Origin of the sequence: Oceanobacter mangrovi, from assembly GCF_019740315.1 — a bacterium.
Classification (GTDB): Bacteria; Pseudomonadota; Gammaproteobacteria; order Pseudomonadales; family Oceanobacteraceae; genus Oceanobacter; species Oceanobacter mangrovi.
The window spans coordinates 267,794-288,248 of sequence record NZ_JAHXZR010000003.1; the positions used below are offsets into that span (position 1 = coordinate 267,794).

Annotated in this window: 19 protein-coding genes; 11 read left to right on the forward strand and 8 right to left on the reverse strand. The window is 56.8% G+C overall.

Annotated elements, in window-relative coordinates:
• The first annotated feature begins 53 nt into the window (after nucleotides 1-53).
• From K6123_RS07995 to K6123_RS08035, 9 genes are all read left to right on the forward strand, one after another.
• Complete coding sequence (locus tag K6123_RS07995; protein ID WP_221796283.1) at nucleotides 54-452, forward strand: response regulator; 399 nt, start codon at nucleotides 54-56, stop codon at nucleotides 450-452.
• A 44-nt stretch (nucleotides 453-496) separates the two neighbouring features.
• Complete coding sequence (locus tag K6123_RS08000) at nucleotides 497-2,536, forward strand: TonB-dependent receptor plug domain-containing protein (protein ID WP_221796287.1); 2,040 nt, start codon at nucleotides 497-499, stop codon at nucleotides 2,534-2,536.
• A 54-nt stretch (nucleotides 2,537-2,590) separates the two neighbouring features.
• Nucleotides 2,591-3,163, forward strand: a complete 573-nt coding sequence (locus K6123_RS08005; RefSeq protein WP_221796290.1) for a hypothetical protein — start codon at nucleotides 2,591-2,593, stop codon at nucleotides 3,161-3,163.
• The gene (locus K6123_RS08010) at nucleotides 3,156-4,802 is read left to right on the forward strand and encodes a sensor histidine kinase (RefSeq protein ID WP_221796293.1); all 1,647 of its coding nucleotides are present in this window, start codon (nucleotides 3,156-3,158) and stop codon (nucleotides 4,800-4,802) included. The genes K6123_RS08005 and K6123_RS08010 overlap by 8 nt, the downstream gene beginning before the upstream one ends.
• Before the next feature lie 94 nt (nucleotides 4,803-4,896).
• Nucleotides 4,897-7,527 (forward strand): winged helix-turn-helix domain-containing protein, encoded by a 2,631-nt coding sequence (locus K6123_RS08015; protein WP_221796296.1) that lies wholly within the window; start codon nucleotides 4,897-4,899, stop codon nucleotides 7,525-7,527.
• A 159-nt stretch (nucleotides 7,528-7,686) separates the two neighbouring features.
• On the forward strand, nucleotides 7,687-8,262 hold the full coding sequence (locus K6123_RS08020; protein ID WP_221796299.1) for an outer membrane beta-barrel protein: 576 nt from the start codon (nucleotides 7,687-7,689) through the stop codon (nucleotides 8,260-8,262).
• Between the two features lie 10 nt (nucleotides 8,263-8,272).
• A complete protein-coding gene (locus K6123_RS08025; RefSeq protein ID WP_221796302.1) occupies nucleotides 8,273-8,524 on the forward strand; it encodes a hypothetical protein in 252 nt (83 codons plus the stop codon).
• A complete protein-coding gene (locus tag K6123_RS08030; protein WP_221796305.1) occupies nucleotides 8,521-9,519 on the forward strand; it encodes an NAD(P)-dependent alcohol dehydrogenase in 999 nt (332 codons plus the stop codon). The genes K6123_RS08025 and K6123_RS08030 overlap by 4 nt, the downstream gene beginning before the upstream one ends.
• A 235-nt stretch (nucleotides 9,520-9,754) precedes the next feature.
• On the forward strand, nucleotides 9,755-10,741 hold the full coding sequence (locus K6123_RS08035; RefSeq protein ID WP_221796308.1) for a glycine betaine ABC transporter substrate-binding protein: 987 nt from the start codon (nucleotides 9,755-9,757) through the stop codon (nucleotides 10,739-10,741).
• Between the two features lie 337 nt (nucleotides 10,742-11,078).
• Here the strand turns inward: K6123_RS08035 and K6123_RS08040 are convergent, their stop codons facing one another.
• Nucleotides 11,079-11,255, reverse strand: a complete 177-nt coding sequence (locus tag K6123_RS08040) for a hypothetical protein (RefSeq protein WP_221796311.1) — start codon at nucleotides 11,253-11,255, stop codon at nucleotides 11,079-11,081.
• Nucleotides 11,256-11,430: 175 nt separating this feature from the next.
• Between K6123_RS08040 and K6123_RS08045 the strand changes: the two genes are divergently transcribed.
• On the forward strand, nucleotides 11,431-13,059 hold the full coding sequence (locus K6123_RS08045; RefSeq protein ID WP_221796314.1) for a BCCT family transporter: 1,629 nt from the start codon (nucleotides 11,431-11,433) through the stop codon (nucleotides 13,057-13,059).
• A gap of 175 nt (nucleotides 13,060-13,234) precedes the next feature.
• Here the strand turns inward: K6123_RS08045 and K6123_RS08050 are convergent, their stop codons facing one another.
• Nucleotides 13,235-13,525 carry a DUF1330 domain-containing protein gene (locus K6123_RS08050; protein WP_221796317.1) on the reverse strand — a complete coding sequence of 97 codons (291 nt, stop codon included), beginning with the start codon at nucleotides 13,523-13,525 and terminating at the stop codon, nucleotides 13,235-13,237.
• 64 nt (nucleotides 13,526-13,589) lie between these two features.
• Here K6123_RS08050 and ribBA point away from each other — a divergent pair, with 64 nt between their 5' ends.
• On the forward strand, nucleotides 13,590-14,714 hold the full coding sequence (gene ribBA / locus K6123_RS08055) for a bifunctional 3,4-dihydroxy-2-butanone-4-phosphate synthase/GTP cyclohydrolase II (RefSeq protein WP_221796320.1): 1,125 nt from the start codon (nucleotides 13,590-13,592) through the stop codon (nucleotides 14,712-14,714).
• Between the two features lie 94 nt (nucleotides 14,715-14,808).
• Here ribBA and K6123_RS08060 read toward each other — a convergent pair whose 3' ends face one another.
• From K6123_RS08060 to K6123_RS08085, 6 genes are all read right to left on the reverse strand, one after another.
• A complete protein-coding gene (locus tag K6123_RS08060) occupies nucleotides 14,809-15,540 on the reverse strand; it encodes a GntR family transcriptional regulator (RefSeq protein ID WP_221796323.1) in 732 nt (243 codons plus the stop codon).
• 92 nt (nucleotides 15,541-15,632) lie between these two features.
• A complete protein-coding gene (gene pcaC / locus K6123_RS08065; RefSeq protein ID WP_221796326.1) occupies nucleotides 15,633-16,043 on the reverse strand; it encodes a 4-carboxymuconolactone decarboxylase in 411 nt (136 codons plus the stop codon).
• Between the two features lie 30 nt (nucleotides 16,044-16,073).
• Nucleotides 16,074-17,528, reverse strand: a complete 1,455-nt coding sequence (locus K6123_RS08070) for an NAD-dependent succinate-semialdehyde dehydrogenase (RefSeq protein ID WP_221796329.1) — start codon at nucleotides 17,526-17,528, stop codon at nucleotides 16,074-16,076.
• Nucleotides 17,528-18,070 (reverse strand): flavin reductase family protein, encoded by a 543-nt coding sequence (locus K6123_RS08075; RefSeq protein ID WP_221796332.1) that lies wholly within the window; start codon nucleotides 18,068-18,070, stop codon nucleotides 17,528-17,530. Before K6123_RS08075 ends, K6123_RS08070 begins: the two co-directional genes overlap by 1 nt.
• A 50-nt stretch (nucleotides 18,071-18,120) precedes the next feature.
• Nucleotides 18,121-19,599 carry an aldehyde dehydrogenase gene (locus K6123_RS08080; protein WP_221796335.1) on the reverse strand — a complete coding sequence of 493 codons (1,479 nt, stop codon included), beginning with the start codon at nucleotides 19,597-19,599 and terminating at the stop codon, nucleotides 18,121-18,123.
• Complete coding sequence (locus K6123_RS08085) at nucleotides 19,596-20,444, reverse strand: alpha/beta fold hydrolase (protein WP_221796339.1); 849 nt, start codon at nucleotides 20,442-20,444, stop codon at nucleotides 19,596-19,598. Before K6123_RS08085 ends, K6123_RS08080 begins: the two co-directional genes overlap by 4 nt.
• Nucleotides 20,445-20,455: the final 11 nt, after the last annotated feature.

Genomic DNA, 20,455 nt, shown 5'->3' on the forward strand with positions numbered 1-20,455 from the left:
AGCTCTGTAAAGATACAAACAATAACACTTATAGCTTTTCCATGAGGTGCCTTATGATGTTTCTGCAGAACATGGTGGAATTTTTGCCAATGGTACTGGTGATTGACGACAACCCGGTCAATCTCGATGTGGTGATTGAGCATCTTGGTCAGGAGGCCATTGATGTGCGGGCGGCAACGTCAGGCGAAGAAGGGCTGGAGCTGGCCCGCTTTCTTGAGCCAGACCTGATTTTGCTGGATGTGCTGATGCCTGGCATGAATGGCTACGAGGTTTGCCGTCGTCTAAAGCGTGATCCGCAACTGAGCAAGATTCCGGTCATTTTCCTGTCGGCGCTCGGTGAACCTGTACGGCGAGATCATGGCCTGCGGGTTGGTGCAGCCGATTACCTGCAAAAACCCTTTGTCGCCGCTGAATTGAAAAGCAGTATCTGGAATCATCTGGCCGCTGCCTGAGTGTGATATACACCCTGAAACGGAAGTGAGTCTGGAACCCCGACATGTCTTTGACCCTGAGAACCCTGCTGACGCTGGCCGCCGCCGGACTATCAGCCAATACCTTGGCTGGTGAAGATGATCTGGCGGCGCTGATGGCGTTGCTGCAACAGGAAACCGAGCTGGCAACCCAAACCCGCATGAACGCCGACTATGTGCCGGGCTCGGTCAGTGTGCTGTACGCCGAAGATGCCATACGGGCCGGTAAGCAGACGGTTGCCGACATGCTGGCAGAAGTTGCCGGTGTTTATGTCTCAGACACCAATGACGGTGAAAAGCGCACCATAGTACGGGGCGTTGGTGCCACCCAGAACGCCAATAATCTCAAATTGCTGGTTAATGGTCTGGAGGCCAACCGACCAACGGATGGCTCGGCCGACTGGGTGTTTCGTTTACCGCTCAGTATGGTTGATCGTATTGAAGTGATTCGTGGGCCAGGCTCATCTCTCTATGGCGGCTTTGCCTTTTCCGGCGTGGTCAACGTGATTCCCCGCGCCGATACCGTGGCAGGTGCGGCGGCGGGTAACCGTGACAGCCGGGCGCTTAACGCCAGCTATCAAGGACAGTGGGGCAATGGAATCAATGCCCAACTGACGTTGTCTGGCTGGCGTCAGGGCAACTCCGGTCTGCAATCTGAAGAAGACGTGTTTGCTGCCCGCTATGACCATCCGACGGGTGACGTTTACGACCATCATCAGGGGCTGGCGCTGTTGTCACGATTCGACTGGCAGGGCTATCAGCTCAGCTGGCAAATGGCCTCAACCGAAATGGGCCCGGGTTATGGCTACGCCTCAGCTCTGCCAGATGAATATCGGCCCCGTGTGGAACGGGCGACCATGCTGGCGCTGGAGAAGCAATGGCAACTGGCTGACAGCCTGACGTTCGGCAGTCGGCTGGGTTACCAGAGTACCGGGCTCAATCAGGCCGCTTATATACCGGTGCCGAAAGGTGTGGTGCCTCCGGGAGGCACTCAGCCGCTGGTCAATGATGTTTATCGTGGTACTGGCAATGAGGATCGTGGTTATCACTGGAAAAGCCATCTGACCTGGCAGGCCAGCGACCAGCACCTGTTGTACAGCGAACTGGGTATTTCCCATTTACGGGTGATGTCGGCCTATAACTACCGTTCCATCAATCAGCAAACCCCGATCTATGGCGAGCGCGACCGCAATACCGTGCTGCCAGGTTCCAGTCGAACGATCAGCAGTCTGGCGTTGCAGGATCAATGGCAGGCCAGTGAGCAGCTGGCGGTGACTGCCGGTGTGCGTTATGACCACTTCAGTGACTGGGGCCATCATGTTTCGCCGCGACTGGCGACGGTCTGGCAGCTCAGTGATGCTCATATTCTCAAGCTGCAATATGCCGAAGCCTTTCGGCCACCGTCCTTGCAGGAAGACAATCCCGGCAGTAACTCGACCAACGCTGGTGATGCCTCATCCCTGCATGAGGAAACCCTGCGTTCATGGGAAGCCGCCTGGGTGTATCGCGGTGAGAGTGAACGTGTCGGGCTGACGCTGTTTCGCACCAGGGTGGACGACCTGATCGAGTTCTACATCTATCCAGGTCGTCAGCCGATCTGGCGCAACCGCGGCAATATCATGACTGCCGGAGCCGAACTGGAGTGGCAACAGCAGCTGAACCGGGCGTTCGAATGGCGTGGCAATGTTTCCTACAGCAATGCCAAAGACTATCTCGACCCGGATTACCGGCTGTTGGGGGCGGTCGACTGGATGGCCCATATGTCCAGCCTGTGGCACCTCAACGATAACCTCAGCTGGTCGCTCAGCAGTCATTTTGTGGGCCAGCAGGAAGGCTGGGAAACCAGTGGCCAGGTTGCCCATGAGCGGCGCTACCCGGCGTATTGGTTGTTCGACACAGGGCTGGAATGGCGGCGGGTGCTGGCGGTTGACCCCCTCAAGCTGGTATTGGCTTGCCAGAATCTGACTGACCGCGAATATCGCACGGTGCCGTCACCGTCGCAGTTTCCGGACGGTCTGCCACATGGACGGCGGCAGCTGACAGTGGCCATGAGTTATGACTTTTGATGCGTAGAATCCGGGATATCTGATATGAATACCTGGCGGGGAAAGGATTCCTGCATGTTTTTGCTGAGCCGTTTGTTGTTGGTACTGCTGCTGCTGTCGACGCCGTCACACAGCCTGTTTGCTGATGCCGCCAGTGATCGGCGGGTACGGGTCGGGCTTAACCTGTTCCGTACTTTTGTGGCGACCGATATGAGTCTGGAGCAGCGCACTACGGTGGCGGGCAAATTACGGATTGTGGTGCTGTATGTTGCCCGTGACCATCAGGCGAAGGATTATCTGCTGGTGTTACAGCAGTCACTGGGGGAAGCGCTTGGTGATACGGCGCTGCCGCTGGAACTCGAGGTGTTGCCATTAGAGCAGTTGTTGAAACTGCCTGCTGAACAGATGCCGGCGTCGGCCTTTGTGGCCGAGCGACTCGACGACAACGAGCGCCAGCAGCTGGTCAACTTTGCGATTCAGCATCGTATTGCGGTCTTCTCGCCCTTTGAAGGTGACGTTGAAAACGGCATCCTCGGTGGCCTGTCCGTCACTGCCAGCGTCAAGCCCGCAGTCAATCTCTCTACCATGAAGGCCAGTCGGCTGGCCTTTAAACGTTTTTACCTCAGCGTGGCACGGCTCTATGAATAAGGCAGATATCAAACAGCTGCTGAGTAGCCATGGCAGCTGGTGGCAATCACTGGGTTCCTGCCTGGCCAATGCCGGTGATTGTTTGCTGGAGCTGCGCCAGCATTTACTGATCAGCCTGGTGTTTGTGCTGCTGCTGGGGGCCCAGTGGTTTTCCCTTAATAACTATTGGGAAAGCACGCTCAATCCGCGCTTGCGGGCGACTGCTGAAGTGCAGGCCAATATCATCGCCCAGTCACAAACCGCCGTCCTGATTGAGCTGTTGGAGCATGCCGATAACCGTGATTTGGCCCGCCAGCTCGACGATGCCGTACAGGAAATGCTGGTCGTGGTCGATCCGGCCACCGCCACCCAGGTGGTCAAGGGCGTTGCCCTGCAGGTTGATTACGAGCTGGTGCCGGTGGCTCCAGGCTCACTGGATCTGACGGATGGCCAGTTGTTATGTAACGAGTGCTTTAAAGCGTCGTTGCCATTAATCAACAGCGATGGTGCCATGCTGGGCGTGGCAGATTTTGTACTCAGTAACGAAAATTATCACCAGCTGGCTGTGGATATGAAAAGCCGCCTGTTTCGGGAATCGGCGCTGGTGGTGGTGTTACTGTTGTGCGTCTGGATCGTGATGCTGGTGGTATTTCACCGGCTGCATCAGGCCAAACGCCAGATTGAGGCTTCGGACCGCGCCAAGACCCGCTTTATGGCCAACGTCACCCACGAACTACGCACGCCGCTGAATGGCATTCTGGGCTACACCCAATTGATGAAAGCCGATGATCCGCTGATGCAACAGCACCAGCGGGGCATCAAGACGATTGATCGCTGTGCCCGTCACTTGCTGTTGATGATCAACGACATCCTCGACTTTTCCCGCGCTGATGAGGAAAAGCTGGAGTTACACCCGCAGGAATTGCACCTGCCGTCATTTCTGCTGGCGTTGATCCAGATGACCGAAGTACGGGCCCGCGAACGGGGCATCGAACTGGAATGCATTGGTCCGGATGAAATCCCGACCCTGGTATTGGCAGATGAAAAGCGGCTGCGGCAGGTGGCGCTCAACCTCACCAGCAATGCCATCAAGTTCACCGAACGCGGCAAGGTCACCATTCTGATGGAAATCCTCAACCGCAGCAGCAAGCAGGTGACCATTCGCTGGCGCGTCATTGATACCGGCATTGGCATCGCTGCCGAAGACCAGAAGAAGATCTTTATTCCGTTCCAGCAGCTGGATAACAACATCACTCGTGCCGAAGGCTCCGGTCTGGGCCTGAGTATCTGCCAGCGCATCCTGCAGTTGATGGGCAGTCGGCTGCAGGTTGAAAGTGAACCAGGACAGGGTTCGGAATTCTGGTTTGACGTCACCTTGCCACTGCTGAGTCATGAGATGACCTCAACGGTACGACCTGAGCCGGTACCGGACGACCCGGCCAAAGCCGAACAGGCCGAGATGGAATTGCCGCCGCCGCAGCAACTGCAGCAGCTGTTGGAAGCTGCCAGGCAGCACAATATTCTGGCTATTCGCAGCCTGATGAACGAGCTGGAACAACAGCAGCAATATCAGCAATTTTATCAGCAGGCCCAGCAGATGGTGGCGCAATACCGTTTCAAGGCGCTGGCCGAGTGGTTACAGTCGCTGGTTGAGGGATGAGCTGTCGGCGTTACCGCTGATGGGGCTGGATTCTGTGGCGCTTTTGGTCACAATGGCTCACCTTGAGTGAAGTTTGATCAGCCGGATGCCGACCATGACTGACGTTATTCTCGCCACCAAACTGTTTGCCCCGGCCGCGCGTCCGGGGCAGGTCGCCCGCCCGGCATTGCTGCAGCGGCTGGCCAGCGGTCTGCATGGTCACCTGACGCTGATCTCGGCACCGGCAGGATTTGGCAAAAGTACCTTGCTGGCAGAATTTGCCCGCGGCTCGGGTTGTCAGGTCGGCTGGCTGTCACTGGAAACCGCCGACAGTTCGCCGAAACGTTTTTTCCACTATCTGATCGCCGCCCTGCAACGGCTTGAGACTGACTTCGGGCAGTCGTTATTGGCCGCGTTATTATCCCCTGAACAAGCGCTCGATGAACGCTGGCTGACCCGCTTGCTGAATGAGCTGACGCAGTTGGCCAGCCCCACCATGCTGGTGCTGGACGATTACCACTGTCTCGACAACCGTGAGCTGGAGCAATGGCTGGGCTGGCTGATTGAACGTCTGCCAGGCCAATGTCACCTGGCCATTGCCAGTCGCGAAGACCCGGGGCTGCCGTTATCGCGCTGGCGTATGCGCGGCTTGCTGAACGAACTGCGGCAGCCCGATCTGCGTTTTGATGAACAGGAAACCAGCCAGTTTTTCCACTCCACCATGGCGCTGAATTTGTCGCCGCAGGCAATTTCTACGCTGGCGGATTGTACTGAAGGCTGGATCGCCGGACTGCAGCTGGCCGGCTTATCGTTGCAGGGCCATGCCGACGCAGAGTCCTTTGTGCAACAGTTTTCCGGCACCAACCGTTTTGTACTGGACTATCTGCTGGAAGAAGTGCTGCAACAACTGACCCCGGAACAACGCCATTTTCTGCTCACCACCTCGGTGCTGGAGCGGCTCGAAGCCAGCTTGTGTGATGCTGTTACGGCGGCTGCAGACGGCGACAGCCTGGCCATGCTGCAGTGGCTGGAAAGCAATAACCTGTTTCTGATTCCACTCGACAGTCAGCGCCGCTGGTACCGTTATCACCATCTGTTTGCCGAAGTGTTGCGCAATCAGGCTCAGCTGTCTGAAGCCGGGTTACAACAGCTGCATCGCCGTGCCAGCGGCTGGTATGAACAGCAACAGATGTTCAGCGAAGCCATTGATCACGCGATTCTGGCGGATGACGCCCTGGCGGTGGAATTACTGGAACGTTATTGGCCTGGGCTGCGTTTCTATTCGATTGAAAACCTGTTTGTCGACTGGATGGCGCAGTTGCCCGCCGTCAGTTGGCAGAAGTGTCCGGTGGTCAGCGTCTATTACGGCCTGACGCTGTTGTCGTGGGACGTTGAGCGCGGCTGTCAGATTCTGGCGGATACCCGGACGTTGATGGAACAGGCCCCGGATGGCTCCGGTTTGCTGGTACGTAACCGCAACGCCTTTGCCTCGGTGGCTGGTATTCTGGCGATTGGTGATGCCTACATGGCCGGTTCCCGTCGTGATATGCCTGCCGTGTTACAGGCCTGCCAGCAGGCGCTGCAGTTATTACCAGCGACGGATTATGTCTGGCGCGGGGCGGCTGCGGCGATGCAAGGCATGGTGCAGTGGGCGGCTGGTGAACTGGCCCGGGCAGCGGCCGGTTTGCGGCTCAGTGTCGGCGATATGCTCAGATCCGGCGATCTCAGTGCCCGGCTGGCGGCCAGCTATGTACTGTCTGACATCCTGATTCAGCAGGGTGATCTGCAGCAGGCTGAGCAGGAGAATGAACAGGCGTTAGCCGCCTTGCAACAGCATGACCAACCGCTGTTGCAGGCCTGTGCGGATACCTGGGTGATCAAGGCGGAACTGGCGCTGGAGCGGTCCGGGCTGGTTGCGGCAGAAGAACATTTACAGGCTGCGGAAGCGCTTGGTCTGGCTGCGCGGTTACCACAGTCGGCTCGCCACGCTCCGCTGGTTCGTAGCCGGATTGCACTGGCACGTGGTGATTTTGACGCAGCTGGCCGTTGGCTCGACGAAGCGGATGCCCTGCATGTTGACTGCCCGACGCCGGATGTGCGGCCGCTTCACTGTTGGCGCGCGCGGCTGTGGATTGAGAGCGGCCAGCTGCATCGGGTACAGCAGTGGGCCGACGCTCAGGCTTTGGGTCTGCAACTGCAACCGGCTTATTTTCGGGAGTTTGAATTTCTGACGCTGGTACGGCAGCAACTGGCCTTGCAGCAACCGGTAACGGCTGTTTTGCTGGAGTGGTTGGCTCTGGCACAACAACAACAGCGGCTGGCCAGTCAGCTCGACCTGCAACTGCTGCTGGCGCTGGGCTGGTTGCAGCAGGGGGATGAGCAGCAGGCCGCCACGTGCTGGCAGCAAGCACAGCGGTTGTCGCAGCAAACCGGCTTACAACAGCCGCTGCAGCAGCGCCTGTTTGAACCCTTGCAACAGCGGTTTGGCAGCAGCCAGAACATCAGTTCCCGGCCGTCAGCTGTTCAGGTGATCGCAGTGGAACAGCCAGAATCCCTCAGCAACCGTGAGCTGGATGTACTCAGATTGCTGGACTCCGAACTCAGTGGCCCACAAATCGCCGATCAGCTGTTTATCTCGTTGAATACCTTTCGTAGCCACAACAAGAACATCTACGCCAAGCTGGCGGTTAACAGCCGTCAGGGTGCCATTCGCAAGGCCAAAAGCCTCGGCTTGCTGGTTGAATGAGGCCGCTGCATCACCGGGGCCGTGATCCTGGTTAATGTGAGCGCCACAAAATCACATCGTTAATCACATCATCTGGCGATGTGGCCTGCGGCCGTAATTTCTAATCTGTCCCTGTTCATTCAACACCTTCCAGAACCTTCAAGTACAAGGACAGCAACGATGAAATTTTCACCAACTTCTGCGGCCCATATGGCTGCGATAACCACGCTTATCAGCCTGGCGGCGTTCACATCTCCCCTCGCCAATGCGGTGGAATGGGACGGCAGCATCAACCTGCTGCTGGGCAGCAAACAGCTCGACAGTGATGACTGGCCAGGCATGGACCAGCAAGGTTCAATGTTGCTGACCTTTGATATTCGCCCGGCGGCCAGCCCGGTGGCGCTGGCGGCAGACCTGATGTTTTCGGCCGAAGAAAAAGGCGATATCACTGCCGGAACCGCCGAGCTGCATCTGGGGCCACGCTGGTATATCGATAACAGCAGTGCTTTTACCCCTTATCTGGGTGCCGGGGTGGTGGCGGTAAACGTACTGATTGAAAACGATGATGACGATATTGCCGACAAGGAAGACAGTGGTAACGGCTGGTGGGCCGGAGCCGGTGTGCGTTACCAGTTTGATGAGCACTTTCAGGCGGTACTGGACGTCCGTTATTCGGATGCCACTGTCACCATTGATGATAACGAGCGCCAGGCGGGTGGTAGCAACTTCGCCATCGGTGCTGGTTATCGCTGGTAAGGAGCACGGGATGACGATCACAGCCCGACCTTATTGCATTGAAGTGGCAGGACAGCTGAATGCCGTGCTGCACCGTCCGGCACTGGCGCAATGTGCCTGTCAGGTGCTGGCCGACACGACCAGGATTCATACCCCGGAACTGGATCAGGCAGCCCTGTTCGGGCTGTTGCGGCAATTGCGGGATCTGGGCCTGACCTTGCTGTCGCTGAATCCGCTGTCAGCCACATCCACTCAGCCTGTTAACCGGGAGGACAACCCATGAATACCATGACAACCGCTGAATTTATGGAATATGGCGGCCCCGAACAGGTCAGTCTGCAGCAGCGGCCGATGCCCTCTGTCGGTGCTGATCAGCTGTTGGTCAAAACACTGGCTACCACGGTTTCGGCCGCTGACAGTCGTATTCGCAGTCTCACCGTACCGAAAGGTTATGGCCTGATCATGCGGCTGATGTTTGGACTCTGTCGGCCACGCATCCGCGTGCTGGGAACCGAAATGGTTGGCGAGGTTGTCGCTGTCGGCAACCGGGTCAGCCGTTTTCAATGCGGTGATCTGGTGGTTGGCTACAGCGGCAGCAAACTCGGCTGCCATGCCGAGTATCGGCTGTTTCGGGAAACCGATGCGGTGATACCCAAACCAGCCCGGCTGGCAGTAGATGAAGCCGCCGCACTGGCCTTTGGTGGTACCGCCGCGCTGGATTTTCTGGTCAACAAAGGCCGTTTGCAGGCTGGCGAAAAGGTGTTGGTGATTGGTGCCGCCGGGGCAGTAGGCAGTGCTGCTGTGCAGCTGGCACATCATTTGGGCGCCGAGGTCACAGCGGTTTGCAGTGCTGCCAATGCTGAACTGGTGCGTAGTCTCGGTACTGCTGACGTGATCGACTATCAGCAGCAGGACCCGCTCGAACAGGCCGAGCGCTACGACGTGATTTTTGATGCTGTTGGCGGTAATACCATTGAGAGACTGGAATGGGCCCTGAAACCGTCAGGTCGGGCTTTATTGGTGGTCGCTGACTTGCCAATTACCCTGAAGGCGACTTTCCACAAGGCTCTGGCTGGCAAGCAACTGATTGCCGGAGTCGCCAGCGAATCTGCCGAGGTGTTGCAGCAGCTGGGAAAGCAGGTGGCTGAAGGAGCATTGGTGCCGGTGATTGACGGCATTTATTCCTTCAGCGAGATAGCTGATGCCCATCGGCGTACCGACAGTGGTCACAAGCGCGGTAGTGTGGTGGTGAGAGTGACAGCTTTGTCCGCTCTGTAATGAGTATTTTAAAAATCTGAAGGTTTTTTGATCTGGCGACATTGATTGTCGCTCAATTCCAAAAGCAGGTGTGGCCCGACACGGAAGATAAGGGTCCATTCCTGCGCTCTGGTTCCAGGTTGTCAGCTTTCCCGTTTTGCCGCTACGCCAGCCACTATGGCTGGAGACGGGAACTGTCTGGGTCGTCGTCAGAGGCGGGGTTTCTTTGTTTGATACAAGTGACCGGAATAGAGCCATGTTCAAACCCGCTTTCAAACCCTTGCTGCTGGCAGCTGCTCTGGCTACCAGTTCGTTGGTAAGTCCTGTACAGGCCTCTACCATAGCCAATAATCAGTGCATGGATGTACGCCTCGGCCAGGTTGCCTGGACCGACTTGCAGGTCGTTACCGAAATTGCCGATACCTTACTGACTCGTCTGGGGTATCAGCCGCAAGTGCGGGATATGGATTCACTGGGCGACCTTTACAAAGCCATGTCTGATGACCAGCTTGATGTGTTTATGGGTTATTGGCTGCCATCACAGCAGACCATGGCGGCGCCTTACATGCAGAAAGGTGATTTTGAAACCCTGACAACCAATCTGGAACAGGCCCAAATGACGCTGGCGGTACCGGATTATGTGTATCAACAGGGGATTCACAGTCTGGCCGATCTGGCTACTCACAAGGACAAGTTTGAAGGCCGCATTTACGGTGCTGAAGCGGGTAGTAGTGCCCATCGGGCGATCCAGAGAATGATCGACAGCAACGCCTATGGGCTGGGTAGCTTCAAGCTGATTGAAACCTCCGAACGCATCATGCTGGCGCAACTGAACGGCCGTATCAAAAAAGGCGATTGGGTGGTGATTCTGGGATGGTCGCCACATCCAATGAACAAGAACTTCGATATTCGTTACCTGTCCGGTGGTGATGAGTTTTTTGGCCCCAATTCGGGTAAGGCCACGGTGGCTACCAATGTGCGGCCGGAGTTTGACCAGAGTTGCCAGAATGTCACCAAGCTGCTGCGTAACCTGCAGTTTGATGCAGGTGTGGAAGAAGCCATCATGGATCAGGTCAGCAATGGCTTTGTACCTCTGGAGCGTGCGGTACGGATCTGGATGAACAAGAATCCGCAGCAATTACAGCAGTGGCTTTCTGGTGTAACGACCGTTAGTGGTGACAAGCCGGATGCCTTTGCGCTGGCTGAATCGCTGAAGGTCGGCTGGGGCAAGCTGGAAGACTGATCGGCTTTTTCCTCTTATTCCCATACCTCCGGGTATTCTCGCTCCCGCGCTCTGCGTGGGAACGCCTCTGCGGTTGTCGTGAACAAGCCTGACGGGTGAGTGAGCGTCTGGCCGCATATGCAGGCCAGACGCCTGCGCTCCCAGACTTTCTTATTCTCTCAACTCATTGCCAAAACAAGAAACGCCGGAATGCAGGCATGGCCTGACCAGCTTCATAGTCTAGTGGGTTTGTATTCACAGACTCTGGCGTAGCCAGCTAACAGCCGTAAGGCTGAGGAACCCCGCTACAGGCGGATAACCACCCGTAGCGGAGGGGAAGCAGCCAATCAGGAATCGGCTACTGAAATTCAATCAACAACATCGCTGTCATCAAGGTATCCAAAAGCACGCCGGCTGTTTTCTTTATCAGCGTCAGGCAGTGACGTTTTGGAGAGATTTCGGCAATTGCTGAATTGGCCAGCGCCGCTGGTGTCAGTGAGTGTCTGGCCAATTCCACATTTTTGTAACCAAACACGCCACCCGGCTGACAAAGCGTCCAATACCGGTTGGTTCCAGATTTTTCGAGTGGTATACCATAATACACAACATCGCTAACATGAGTCTCAGAAGCTCTGATCCCGCTACCACAGGGCTTCTGGATTAAAAAAATCCAACATCCGTCGAGACGGATTCAAAGGGAGCACGGATTGATGCAACCCCAGAATATGTTAGTTAGCAGCGGCATGTTTGCTGGTATGCACAAGGGGATGAGTATTGCGGCAAAGGCCATGATTCTGGCTTTTGTACTCTTTACTGTCCTCAATGTGGACCTCGCCAGCAGCGTTTATAGCGATATCAAAAGCTGGATTCAGACAACCCTGAACTGGTACTACGTCACTGTGGTGAGCGTGGTGTTGTTCTTCTCTATCTGGGTGGCTTTCAGCCGTTACGGCAACATCCGCCTGGGTGCGGATGATGAGCGTCCCGAGTTCAGCTTCTTCACCTGGTTTTCCATGTTGTTCAGCTGCGCCATCGGCGTGGGCATTCTGTTCTGGAGTATTGCCGAGCCGATCTATCATCTGCAGGGCAACCCCTTTATCGAAATGGCCGGTATCGCCGCCGGTACCCCGGAAGCTGCTCAGGTGGCACTGCGTATCACCCTGTTCCACTGGGGGCTGCATGGCTGGGCCATCTACATCATCGTTGGTTTGATGATTGGTTATTTCTCCTGTCGTCGTGGTCTGCCAATGACCATTCGCTCGGCGCTGTATCCAATTCTGGGCGACAAGATCTATGGTCCGGTTGGCCATGCGGTCGATCTGCTGGCGATTTTCAGCACCCTGTTTGGTACCGCTACCGCATTGGGTCTGGGCGTATCCCAGATGAATGCCGGTCTGAACTATCTGTTCGGTATTGAGGTTTCAAAAACCACCCAGGTCATTCTGATCGCTGTTATCTCCATCATTGCGACCCTCTCTACCATGAGTGGTCTGCAGCGTGGCATTCGTTTGCTGAGCGTCTGGAACATCCGTCTGAGCCTGATTCTGATCGGCTTCTTTGTGATTGCCGGCCCTACCGTGTATCTGCTGGGTCTGGTGCCAACCAGCATTGGTGACTACCTGTGGAACGTGATTCCAATGGGTTTCTGGACTGATCCGGATCCAAAAGGCCAATGGCAGGGCTGGTGGACCATCTTCTATTGGGGCTGGTGGCTGTCCTGGGGTCCGCTGGTAGGTATCTTTATTGCCCGTATTTCCCGTGGCCGTACTATCCGTGAGTTCCTGCTGTCTGCGCTGATTATCCCGCCTCTGGGTGGCTTCCTGTGGATCATTGCTTTTGGCGGTACCGCCATGCATATCGAACTCTACGGTGCCGGTGGCATTGTCGATGCGGTCAATAACAACATGACCATGGCGCTGTATCACACCATTGAAGCGATTGGTGTGGATTCCCTGACCTGGCCGATGGCGGCACTGGCAACCCTGATGATTGTTACCTGGTTCGTCACTTCAGCGGACTCCGGCACCCTGGTGATTGCCACCATCCTGTCGATGGGCGCCAAAGAGCCACCAATGTCACTGCGCATTATCTGGGGTCTGCTGTTGGGTGCGGTTGCCGCCGTACTGTTGCTGGCCGGTGGTCTGAAAGCCCTGCAATCTGCCACTATCGCTGCGGCCTTGCCGTTCTCGGCAGTGCTGCTGGTGATGTGTGTGGCGCTGGTGAAAGGTTTCCGTGATGAACGCGAAGGTGTGTTCTACGGCGAAACCGACCTGGCCAATCCGGATGTGCTGAAAGATGACGAAGGTGGTTTGGTGACTGCTGAAGCATCCAAGGCCTGATAGCCCGATTTAAACAAGCGATAAGCCTCCGCTTAGCCACGACTCTGTCGTGGCTTTTTTTATGGCTGGAATTTTCTTTCTCGTTCCCAGGCTCCTTCTTGTTCCCGGGCTCCTGTGAGGCAATGCTCCTGAGCAGGAACGCTCCTGAATAGAAGCGCTCTCTGCCATTATTTATTTACATCCCTTTCAATATCAGGATATGCGCTCTGGCAACCTCAATACGATGCTGGCGGGCGTGTTGATATTCCTCGGACTGATAACAGGCCATGGCCTGTTCATAACTGTCGAATTCAAACACCACAGCGCGGTCCGGAACTCGCTCAAAACCTTCCAGGCAGGTCATTTGCTGGCCGCGGGCAAGAATACGGGCACCGTATTTCTGTAATGCCAACGGCGACTTTTCCATATAACGGGCATATTGCTCAGGCTCATCAATTTCTACAAAAGCAATCCAATACGCTTTCATCGTATGCTCCTTATTGTATTTGGTATACCATAATACAAACAATAATCGCGAGATGGTAATCGATATGAAGCTGAACAGCATCCCGGAAATCATTGAGGACATTCGTGCCGGCAAGATGGTCATCCTGATGGATGACGAAGACCGTGAAAACGAAGGTGACCTGATTCTGGCGGCCAGTGCCGTCACCCCGGAAGCCATCAACTTTATGGCCATGAAAGCCCGTGGTCTGATCTGTCTGACGCTCAGCGAAGAGCGTTGTGACCAGCTGGGTTTGTACGCCATGGTGCCGCAGAACGGTTGTACCTATGGCACAGCGTTTACCGTGTCGATTGAAGCAGCAGAGGGCGTCACCACCGGGATTTCTGCTGCTGACCGTGCTCGTACCGTACTGGCAGCGGTGGCTGCGGATGCCAAACCCGCGGATCTGGTGCAGCCGGGGCATATTTTCCCGCTGCGGGCCCGCAAGGGCGGGGTGTTGACCCGCGCTGGTCATACCGAAGCTGGTTGCGACCTGGCCAAGCTGGCTGGTTTCGAAGCTGCCAGTGTGATTGTCGAAATCATGAACCCGGACGGCACCATGGCGCGCCGCGATGACCTGCTGCAGTTTGCAGCTGAACACGACCTCAAGATTGGCACCATCGCGGACCTGATCCAGTACCGTATTGCCACCGAAGCCACTGTTGAGCGTATTGGCGAACAGCCACTGGCGACCATGCACGGCATGTTCAATATGGTGACCTACGAAGACAAGATCAGCAGCGCTGCCCATATCGCGTTGGTGATGGGTGACATTCAGCCGGACGAGCCGGTACTGGCGCGAGTCCATGCGATTGACCCGCTGCGCGACCTGATCGGTGCCAACTACACCGGGCCATCGAACTGGAGTCTGTGGTCGGCACTGGAAGCGGTGGCAGCCGAAGGCAAGGGGATTGTGGTGCTGCTCGACCGTGAAGATTCTGCCAGCGCCTTGCTGCAACGAGCGCCACAGCTGATCCAGCCGAAGCCGAGTACCAACCATAAAGTGTTCAGTGACGTTGGTACCGGGGCGCAGATTCTGCGTGATCTGGGAGCCAGCAAGATTCGTCACCTGGGCGCAACATGGCGATTTGTCGGGTTGGAAGGTTATGACCTGGAGCTGGTTGAAAGCGTGCCGTTTGATGCCTCAATGCTGAGCGGCAAGGCAAGTTAAGCGGTCAGAAGCAGCAAGTGGGCGGCTCGCCCACTTTGCCGGTGGGCGATTGGCGCAGGAGGGAATTTATTCCCGATGACTTGTGGCTGACGGTTTATTTGGCAGCGTAAATCGGCTCAATACTGGCTGGATCAATACCGCTTTGTTCGGCCATCACTTTTAATGCCACCGCGGCGGCTTTCTGTACGTGTTCAACGCTGGCCTTGTGGGCGGCGTCGGCATCGCGGGACTGGATGGCGTCGAAGATGGCACTCATCTCGGCGCCACTGTCTTTATAACGGTCGTTCTGTGACACCGAGGTGGCGCGCAGGAAGCTGATCCGGGCTTGCAGCTGACGCAGCACGCTGCAGGCGGTGGCGTTGCCACAGCCAGTAAACAGCACATCGTAGAAATCGCTGACGGCCTGGATGATGGTGTTGATATCACCACTACTCAAACGGCTGTGCAGTTTTTTCAGGGAATATTCGAGGTCGAGCATTTGCTCATCGCTGGCGCGGACGGTGAACAATTGCGCCACCAGACCTTCGAGGGCACAGCGCAGTTCGTAGATTTCCCGCGCCTGTTCCATGGTAATTACGGCTACTCGAGGGCCTTTGCCGTCGAGGTATTCAACCAGACCTTCGGATTCAAGGTGGCGCAGGGCTTCCCGAACGGACGTACGGGAAACGCCCAGCATGTCGCAGAGATCACGCTCGATGAGGCGGTCGCCAGGCAGAAAGCGGAAGCTCATGATGGCGCTGCGCAAGGCTTCAAGCACCTTTTCACGCAAGGTCACGGCCGTTCGTTCAATCTTGCCCAATTCTTCCCTGGCTTGTCGCTGCAACATATCTTGGTTCCAATTTCCACAGCATGCCCGTCGGCACACAATCGGTTGATCAAAGAGGGCTCCCGGAGCGGGCCGGGAGTCATGGCCTGAGCTCAGGCTAGCGGCTTGTCGTCGTCAACACCATTCTCGGCGTCCATCTCGGCAAAGACGGCTTTGGCAATTCTAAAGCTATCTATCGCTGCTGGCACGCCGCAATAGATGGCAGTTTGCATGAAGACTTCGCGGATTTCTTCCTTGGTGAGGCCATTATTGATGGCACCACGCACGTGCACCTTGATCTCGTGTGGACGATTCAGTGCTGTCAGCATGGCCAGATTGATCAGACTGCGCTGCTGACGGCTGAGACCTTCACGGTTCCAGATATCACCCCAGCAGTATTCTGTCACCAGTTCCTGCATCGGCCAGGCGAATTCATCACGGTTGTTGTTGAGGCTGTTATCGACGTATTCGTCGCCCAACACCTCACGGCGGACCTGCAGGCCCGCATCAAATTTATCAGTCATAACGGACTCCGTTAATCGCGGGCGAGCAGCTCAGACAGGAGCGCCGAGGCCACCCATCATCATGTATTTGATTTCGGTGTAGTCATCAATGCCGTAGCGTGAACCTTCGCGGCCCAGGCCAGAGGTTTTGACACCACCAAACGGTGCCACAGCGGTTGAGATCAGCCCTTCGTTGATGCCCACCATGCCGTATTCGAGTGCTTCGCCAACCCGCCAGGCACGACCGAGATCGCGGGTGAACAGATAGGCTGCCAGACCGGCGTCGGTATTGTTGGCAATGGCAATGGCGTCGGCTTCGGTATCGAACTTCATCACCGCGGCCAGTGGCCCAAAGGTTTCCTCGTTGGCGACCGCCATATCGGCGCTGACACCACTCACCAGTGTGGGCTGGAAGAAATGTTGGCCTGCCGGGTGCGGTTCGCCGCCGACATGCAGGGTTGCGCCCTTGCTGATGGCATCACTGACGTGACGCTGGACGGTGTCGACCGCATGCTGGTTGATCAGCGGGCCCTGTTCGATGCCGGCGACCATGCCGTTACCGACCTTGAGTTCACTGACGGCACTGGCCAGGCGGCTGACAAATTCGTCGTGAATACCGGCCTGCACCAGAAAGCGGTTGGTGCAGACGCAGGTCTGACCGGCGTTGCGGAACTTGGATACCATCGCGGCCTTGATCGCAGCGTCGATATCAGCGTCATCGAAAACGATAAAGGGCGCATTGCCGCCGAGTTCCAGCGACACCTTTTTCACGGTGTCAGCACACTGGCGCAGCAGCAACTTGCCGATTTTGGTGGAGCCGGTAAAGCTCAGTTTGGCGACCGTTGGGCTGGAAGTCAGCTCGTTGCCAATCTCCACCGCGTCACCGGTAATGATGTTGAAAACACCGGCCGGAATACCAGCCTGATGGGCCAGTTCAGCCAATGCCAGCGCTGAAAATGGCGTATCGGGGGCCGGTTTGCAGATGAAACTGCAGCCAGCGGCCAGTGCCGGACCACACTTGCGGGTGATCATGGCAGCCGGGAAATTCCACGGCGTAATCGCAGCCACTACCCCGATTGGTTGGCGTACCACCACAATGCGGGCGTTCGGGTTGGGGCTTGGAATAACATCACCGTAAACCCGCTTGGCTTCCTCGGCGAACCATTCAATAAAGCTGGCAGCGTAGAGGATTTCGCCATGGGCTTCGGCCAGTGGCTTGCCCTGTTCCAGCGTCAGGATACGGGCCAGCTCGTCAGCGTGAGCGACCATCAGGTCGTACCAGCGATAGAGAATCTTGCTGCGCTGCTGGGCGGTCATGGCAGCCCAGCCCTGACGAGCGTTATTGGCTGCTTCGATCACCTGTTCGGTTTCGGTTTTGCCCATCCGTGGCACGCTGCCCAGTTGCTCACCCGTGGCCGGGTTGAATACCGGATCACTGGCGCCACTGATGGCATCGCGCCACTGGCCATTGATGTAGGCCTGCTGGCGGAACAGTTGCAAGGTCATCAGGCCAGCGCCTCCTCGGGCGTATGCAGGGCACTGAAGGAACCACGGCAATACACCATCGGGGTTTGCTCGTCGTTACAGTGCATGTGTTCGATGCGGCCGATCAGAATGGCGTGGTCGCCACCTTCATACTCGTGCCAGCGGGCACATTCCATGGTCGCCACGGCATTGTTCAGTACGGGCGCACCACTCAGTCCCTGGCGGATATCGAGTTCGTTGATGGCCTGCTGCTTGGCATCGCCTTTTTTGGCGAAGGCGAACGCTTCAGTGGCCTGGTTGTCGGCCAGAATATTGATCGAGAAATATTCCGCCTGGCTCAGTGCCTGATAGCTTTCCGAGTTGTATTGCGGGCATACCAGCACCAGCGGCGGATTCATCGACAGGGCCGAGAAGGCGCTGGCGGTCAAACCGCTGATCTTGCCGTCGCTGTCGTAGGCCATTACCACGGTGACGCCGCTGGGGAATGAACCCAGCGTGCGTTTGTAGAGTGCCTGGGTGGCTTCTTGTTGCTCAGCCTGTTGCTGTTCGGTTTGAGTCGTCATATTGACCTCTTGTTTGTTCTGGCGCTGGTCGTTTGGGGTTGAAACCGGGCCTAGCGCATCACAAATGGATCGGCCATTGGCTCGCTGGACAGGTTGATCCAGACGGTTTTCTTTTCGGTGTAGGACAGCACGGCATCGATACCGCCTTCGCGGCCATAGCCACTGTCACCAAAGCCGCCAATCGGCGCCATGGCAGAAACCACCCGATAGGTATTAACCCAGATAATGCCGCTGCGAACGTCACGGCAGAGACGGTGAGCGCGAGCGATGTCACGGGTCCAGATACCGGCAGCCAGACCAAAACGGCTGTCGTTGGCCAATGCCAGTGCTTCTTCCTCGGTCTTGAAAGGAATGGCGGCAGCCACCGGGCCAAACACTTCTTCCTGCATCAGGGTGTCGGTTGGGCTTTGGCATTCCAGCAGGGTCGGTTCGTAGTACCAGCCGCCGTTGACGTCCGGGCGTTTACCGCCATGACGCAGCACCGCACCCTGTTCGAGGGCGGTAGCAACCATGTTTTCGGCAATATTGAGCTGGGCTTCCGTGGTCATCGGGCCCATCTCAGTGTCGGCATCCGATGGCTTGCCGATCTTGATGCGGGCAGCACGGTCGGCCACTTTCTGCAGCACTTCTTCGTAGATGGATTCGTGAATCAGCAGCCGCGAACCGGCCACACAGCTTTGGCCTGAAGCGGCGAATACACCGGCAACGATACCGTTCACGGCGCTGTCGATATCGGCATCCGGGAAAACGATTTGCGGCGACTTGCCACCCAGTTCGAGTGACAGGTGAGCGAAGTTATCGGCACTGGCACGCACGACATGACGGGCGGTAGCGGCACCGCCGGTGAAGGCGATGTGCCGTACTAACGGATGTGAAGTCAGCGCTGAGCCAGCACTTGGGCCATAACCGGTCACGACGTTCAGGACACCGGCCGGGAAGCCTGCCTGCTCAGCCAGCTGGGCCAGTGCAACAATGGACGCTGACGCATGTTCAGACGGCTTGATGACGATGGTGTTACCCGCCGCCAGAGCCGGTGCCACCTTGATCGCAGTCAGATACAGCGGGCTGTTCCAGGGAATAATCGCAGCCACGACGCCAATTGGCTCGCGCACTGTGTAGGCCATCATGTCCGGCTTGTCGATCGGCAGGGTTTCGCCTTCGATCTTGTCGGCCAGACCGGCCATGTAATAGAAAAATTCTGGCAAGTAGGCCAGCTGGCCACGGGTTTCGCGGATCAGTTTGCCGTTTTCACGGCTTTCCAGCTGCGCCAGTTGCTCGCCATTTTCACTAATCAAATCACCCAGTTTACGCAATAACTTGCCACGGGCGGTGGCGGTCAATGAGCGCCAGGCCCGGCCATTAAAGGCGGCGTCGGCAGCCTTGACGGCGATATCAACGTCGTCTCCATTGGCATCCGGGAAACTGGCCCAGGGCTGGGCACAGGAAGGGTCCATGCTGTCAAAGCGGGCTGCCGAAACGGCCTCACAGGATTCACCGTTGATGTACATCTGGAAGCTTTGCAGGCTCATAGACTGACCTCCGTTGAAACAGGTATTTGGGTTCGGGCAGCCTGACTGCCGGGTTTGGCTTGCAGGAATTCCAGCAACACCTGGTTGACCAGCTGCGGGGATTCCATTGGCATCATATGACGCTGACCAGCAAGGATCTGACAACGGCCGTTAGGCAGTTGCGCCGCCAGTTCGGCAGCCATTGCCGGGGTTGAGCCCGGGTCCAGTTCACCGGTCATCACCAGAGTGGGTGACTGAATGGACGTTACCTGGCTGGCCAGATAGTTGTCGGCGCCAGCAAACAGCCGATAGGCATTGAGATAGCCTTGCGGATCATTGCCCAGCACCAGCTCGCGCACCTGATCAATCTGGCCAGGACTGGCGGCCCGATATTCAGGGCTGAACCAGCGTTCCAGCGCGGTTTGCAGGTTGGCGTTGGCACCATGCACGGCAACTTCTTCTGTGCGCCTGATGATGGCATTACGAACGGCATCCGAGCGGTTGAACACACTGCCCATGATTACCAGTTTGCCAACATACTGCGGGTAACGGATGGCGAACACCCGTGCCACCAGTCCGCCCATCGAAAAGCCGACAATGTGAGCCTTGCTGATGTGCAGGTGCTGCAGCAGCTCCAGCAGTTGTTCGGCGTAGTCTTCCAGTGTTGCATTGTCATTCTGCAACGGGCTCTGGCCATGACCCAGCATGTCGTAGGTGATCAGGCTGAAAGCGGATTTCAGCCCTTCACATTGACCACCCCAGATGGAGTGGTCGAGGCCGACACCATGAATCAGCACCACAGCTTCGCCTTCACCGATGACGGTGTAGGCGGTACCTGCCGGGCTCTTTCCGGTTCGATTGCTCATGTAGCTGCCTT